Origin of the sequence: Aeromicrobium sp. CnD17-E (genome assembly GCF_024124745.1) — a bacterium.
Classification (GTDB): domain Bacteria; phylum Actinomycetota; class Actinomycetes; order Propionibacteriales; family Nocardioidaceae; genus Aeromicrobium.
Genome location: NZ_JAMXRU010000155.1, coordinates 1 through 5,125 on the forward strand (window position 1 = coordinate 1; position 5,125 = coordinate 5,125).

The 5,125-nt window shown below is 75.1% G+C and carries 3 protein-coding genes and 1 pseudogene; 2 read left to right on the top strand and 2 right to left on the bottom strand.

What is annotated here, in order from left to right:
• Positions 1-244, bottom strand: a pseudogene (locus NH339_RS17190) (phosphatase); the annotation flags it as partial.
• A 154-nt stretch (positions 245-398) separates the two neighbouring features.
• On the opposite strand from NH339_RS17190, the gene map reads away from it, so the two are divergent.
• Positions 399-1,169, top strand: coding sequence for a type I methionyl aminopeptidase (map, locus tag NH339_RS17195; protein WP_253027227.1), 771 nt, complete (start codon positions 399-401; stop codon positions 1,167-1,169).
• Positions 1,170-1,305: 136 nt separating this feature from the next.
• The gene (locus NH339_RS17200; protein ID WP_253027228.1) at positions 1,306-4,311 is read left to right on the top strand and encodes a zinc-dependent metalloprotease family protein; all 3,006 of its coding nucleotides are present in this window, start codon (positions 1,306-1,308) and stop codon (positions 4,309-4,311) included.
• A 110-nt stretch (positions 4,312-4,421) separates the two neighbouring features.
• Here NH339_RS17200 and NH339_RS17205 read toward each other — a convergent pair.
• A partial coding sequence (locus NH339_RS17205; protein ID WP_253027229.1) for an amidase family protein occupies positions 4,422-5,125 on the bottom strand: 704 nt, incomplete at its 5' end.

A 5,125-nucleotide genomic window follows, 5' to 3' on the forward strand; every position in this document is an offset into this window, starting at 1 on the left:
TCGCAGCGCCGATGACGGCACCGGCGCGCAGCACGCCGCGACGGCTGGCGACCTGCGCCATGACGTCGGCGAAGGTCTCGTTCGACGACGTGTTGGGCGCGTCGTGCGAGCACGCGTCGCCGCAGCGGTAGAGGCACGTCATGGCCGCGCGGCCGGACGCACAGGGGGCGGTGGGGGAGCAGCCCTCGACGTCGCCGGTGAGCGGGACGACGGGGAGCAGGGGGCGTTCGGGCGAGATCGTCACGAGAAGAGTTCCTCCAGAGCCGGGGGACGTCGGGCCGTCCCCCTCGACGTGCTGACGCTAGGGAAGACGGCCCACGCCGACGTGGACCTGCGGTGAACACGAGGTGACGGCCTGCTCGGCGGGCGGGTGGGCCCGGCGGACTACCCTCGGCGACATGGCCATCGAGCTCCGCACCCCCGCCCAGGTCGACGAGATGCGTGCCGCCGGACAGTTCGTCGGCGAGGTCCTGACCGCCCTCGTCGACGCCGCCGACGTCGGGGTCGACCTGCTCGACCTCGACGCGCTCGCGCACCGCATGATCCGCGAGCGCGGTGCCGAGTCCTGCTACATCGACTACGCCCCCTCCTTCGGGCGCGGGCCGTTCGGCAAGGTGCTGTGCACGTCGGTCAACGACGCCGTCCTGCACGGGCTGCCGCACCGGTACCGGCTGAAGGACGGCGACCTCGTCAGCTTCGACTTCGCCTGCTCGGTCGACGGCTGGGTCGGCGACTCCGCCGTCAGCATCGTGGTGGGCACGCCGCGCGAGGAGGACCTCGCCCTCATCGCCGCCACCGAGGAGGCGCTCGCGGCCGGGATCGACGCGGCGCGCGCCGGCAACCGGCTCGGCGACATCAGCGCCGCGATCGGCGGCGTCGCGCGGTCGCACGGCCTGCTGGTCAACACCCAGTTCGGCGGCCACAGCGTCGGGCGCACCATGCACGGCGACCTGCACCTGCCGAACGACGGCCGGGCCGGTCGCGGGGTCCGGCTCGACCCCGGCCTCGTCGTGGCCATCGAGCCGTGGTTCCTGCAGTCGACCGACGAGATCGTCATGGACCCCGACGGCTGGACGATCCGCAGCGCCGACGGCTCGCGCGGCGCGCACAGCGAGCACACCATCGCCGTCACCGACGGCGACCCCGTGATCCTCACCGCTCGCGCCTGACCCTCGCGCGCCTCTGCCCAGGGACGACGACCCGCCAGCCACCCTGACGAAAACCCCTCCGGTCCCGGGACTTTCGGCCTACGGTGGGTCCGGGAGCGCCGACCGGTGGCGGTCGGTGAGGGAGTGGAGGTCGGCGATGCGTCGTCGTGCATCGGTGGTCGGCGCGCTCGTGGGCGCGGTCCTCGTGACGGTGCCGACGTCGGCGCGGGCGGCCGAGCCGACGGTGCGCACGTCGGGGGACGACGTCACCTACACCGACCCGACGCTCGCGGGCGCCGAGACCACCCGGGTCCGCGGCGTGCTGCGCGAGGTCGTCAGCGAGCCCGCGGCGCCGGTCGCGCCCGGCGGCGACCCGCACGCCGGCCACGACCACACCGGCGGTCAGCCGCTCATCGTCCTCGCCGACGGCACGCACGTGCCGGTCGACCTCGACCTCGACGCCCCCGACGTCGTCGGGGCGACCGTGGTGGCCGAGCTCGTCGACGGACCGGTGCTCGACGCCGCCCTCGACGGCACCCCGACCGAGCCCGTGCCGGTGCGTACCGCGCAGGTGGACACCGCCGAGGCAGCCGTCGCGCTGGCACCGCACCGGGTCTACGTGGCCGTGGTCGGCAACAGCGGCGCCTCCGTCGACTCCGACGCGACCATCCAGGCCCGCGTCGACGGCGGCACGCGCTGGTGGAGCGAGGAGTCCGGCACCAGCTTCGGCACGGCCTCGACGGTCCGCTACGACAGCGCGCTCGACGCGACGCAGCGTTGCGGCTTCGCCAACCCGTGGACGCTCTGGAGCGAGGCCGGGCGCCAGTTCCCCGACGGCACGTTCGACCAGCCCGGCAACCACCTGCTGGTCGTCGTCGACGACACGTGCAACGGCGTCGGCGTCGGCACGGTGGGGCGCGGCATGGACGACGGCGGGTCGTCGACGCAGAAGGAGTCGGCGTCGATCTTCACGGCCACGTTCGCGCACGAGGTCGGGCACAACCTCGGCCTCAACCACGCGAACCTCGACAGCCAGGACGGCCAGGGCGGCGAGTACTGGGACCTCTACAGCCCGATGGGCCTCGCGATCAGCTCCAGCCAGAGCCTCGACCCACCGGCGCTCGACACCGAGTACCGCGCGCAGCTCGGCATCCTCGACACCGGCGAGGTCGAGGTCGTCGGGTCCGGGACGTCCGTCACCCGCACCCTGGCGGCGCGCGGCAGCAGCACCGGCTTGCGGGGCGTGGAGGTGCGGTCCCCTGACGGCACGAGCCACTGGGTCGAGTACCGGTCGGGGGGCGGCCGCGACGCCCGCAGCTACTACCGGCTCGAGCCGAACGCGTCCGTGAGCGGCACCCGCAAGTACCCCCGGGGCGTCACGGTGAGCACCCGCGCGACGGGCTCGACGGGCAGCACCCTGCTGCGTCCGCGCGCCGACGGCTCCGTGGCGCACGGGTCGCGGCAGGCGGGCCAGACCTACACCGCAGGCGACGTGTCGGTGCGCGTCGACTCCGTGGGCGCCGACAGCGCCACCGTCACCGTCACCAACGGCCCGGTGCTCGCCGACCTCGCGACGTCGACGCCGGTGGTCGAGGGCACCCCGCGGGTGGGCGCCACGCTCACCGCGCAGCCCGGCTCGTGGACGACGGGCACGACGTTCGCCTACCAGTGGCTGGCGGGCGGGACCGTGGTCCAGGGCGCGACCGCGTCGACGTTCGTGCCGACGAAGGACCAGCTGGGGCGGACGATCACCGTGCGCGTCACCGGCTCGCGCAGCGGCTACCGCTCGGCGACCAGGGAGTCGGCCCCCACCTCGGCGGTGGCCGCCGGCGTGCTCGACGCGTCGACGCCCACGGTGGAGGGGGCGGCCCGCGTCGGCTCCCCGCTCACGGGACGCGCAGGCTCCTGGACGGCCGGCACCGCCCTCGCCTACCAGTGGTCCGCCGACGGTGTCGAGGTGCCGGGCGCCACCACGAGCACCTTCACCCCCACCGCGGCGCAGCTGGACGACGCGATCACGCTCACCGTGACCGGCACCAAGGACGGCTACGCCACGACGTCGCGCCGCTCCCAGCCGACGGAGCGGGTCGCCGCGGGTGCCACGACCGCCGGCACCCCGGCGGTCACGGGCACGCCGAGGGTCGGGGAGCCGCTGGGCGTCGACGTCGGCTCGTGGGCGTCGGGCACGACGTTCACCTACCAGTGGCTGGCGGACGGCTCACCCGTCGCGGGCGCCACGGGCGACACGTTCACGCCCGGCCCCGTGCAGCAGGGCGCGCGGGTCACGATCACCGTCACGGGCGCGCGGCCGGGCTACGACACGTCCTCGGCGACCTCGGCCCCGACGGACCGGGTGGCCGCCGGCACCCAGGTGGCCGGGACGCCGACGGTCTCGGGCGACCCGACCGTCGGACGCTCGCTGCAGGCAGACCCGGGCACGTGGGCCTCCGGCACGATGCTCACGTACCAGTGGCTGGCCGACGGCTCGCCCGTCGCCGGTGCCACCACCGACACGTTCACGCCGGGTCCGGCGCAGCGGGGTGCGCGGATCACGGTCACGGTCACCGGTGAGCGGAGCGGCTACGACACCGCGTCGGCGACGTCGGAGCCGACGGCTGCGGTGGCTGCGGGCGCCACCGTCGCGGGGCGCCCGAGGGTCACCGGCACCGCCAAGGTGGGGGTGGCCCTCGGTGTCGACGTCGGCTCGTGGGCGCCGGGCACGACGTTGACCTACCAGTGGTTCGCGGACGACGCCCCCGTGGCGGCTGCGACCACCAGGGCGTTCACGCCGGGCGCAGCGACGCTCGGCGACCGGATCACGGTGCGGGTCACCGGCACGCGCGACGGCTACGAGACGGCGTCGGCGACCTCCGCCCCGACCAGCGCGGTCGCGGCAGGCACGCTGACCGCGTCGACGCCCAAGGTGTCGGGCACGGCGGTCGTCGGGCGCCGTCTGTCGGTGGTGCGCGGCACGTGGACCTCGGGGACGACGTTCTCCTACCGCTGGCTCGCCAACGGCACGGCCGTGAAGGGTGCCACCGCGGCGACGTTCGTCGTGCCGCGCAGCCTGCGCGGCAAGCGGATCACGGTGCAGGTGACGGGCCGCAGGAGCGGCTACACCACCGTCACGCGCACGTCGGCGCGGACGAGCGTCGTGCGCTAGCCCCCTGGGCGGTAGGTGACGCGCGGAACCTCCGCCAGCGGTCGCTGGCGCGCGTCATCGACGGTCGATGACGCGCGAGACCTACCGCCCGCCCGGGTTCCGCGGGCCACCTACCGCCGTGGGGGGAGCCGGTCGTGCCACGGGTCCGCCTGCTCGACCTGGGCGCACAGGGAGAGCAGCGGACCGTCCTCACCGGGACGCCCGGCGAGCATGACGCCGACCGGCAGCCCGTCGACCACCGACAGCGGCAGGCTGGCGGCGGGGACGCCCGCCATGTTGTAGACGGCGGTGTAGGGCGTGAAGTCGAGCTCGCGCCGGTGGTCCTCGGCGGGGTCGCCGGACTCGGTGAACCACGCCACCGGCTGCGGCGGCAGCGCGAGGGTCGGGGTGAGCCACGCGTCGAACCCGGCCATGGACGTCACGACGTCGCGGGTCGTCGCCTCGAGGAACTGGATCGCCCGCGCGAGCTCGGCTGCGCTGTACGTGCGCCCCCGCTCCCGCCAGTAGCGGGTCGTCGGACGCAGCAGGTCGAGGGCGGCGTCGGGGATCGGGGCCGCCGCCATGCCGCTGGACCAGACGACGTTGAACTGTAGCTCCAACGCGGGTGGGAACGGGTTCTCCACGTCCACGACCTCGTGACCGAGGGAGCGCAGCACGTCGGTCGCGTGCTCCCACGCCTGCACCGACGACGCCGACGCCGTCACACCGGGCAGGTAGGGGTCGACCCAGCGCGCGATCCGCAGGCGCCCCGGTCGGCGCGCGGCCCAGGCGGCGAACGGCTCGGCGGGCTCCGGCAGCGGACGCAGGTCGCCGG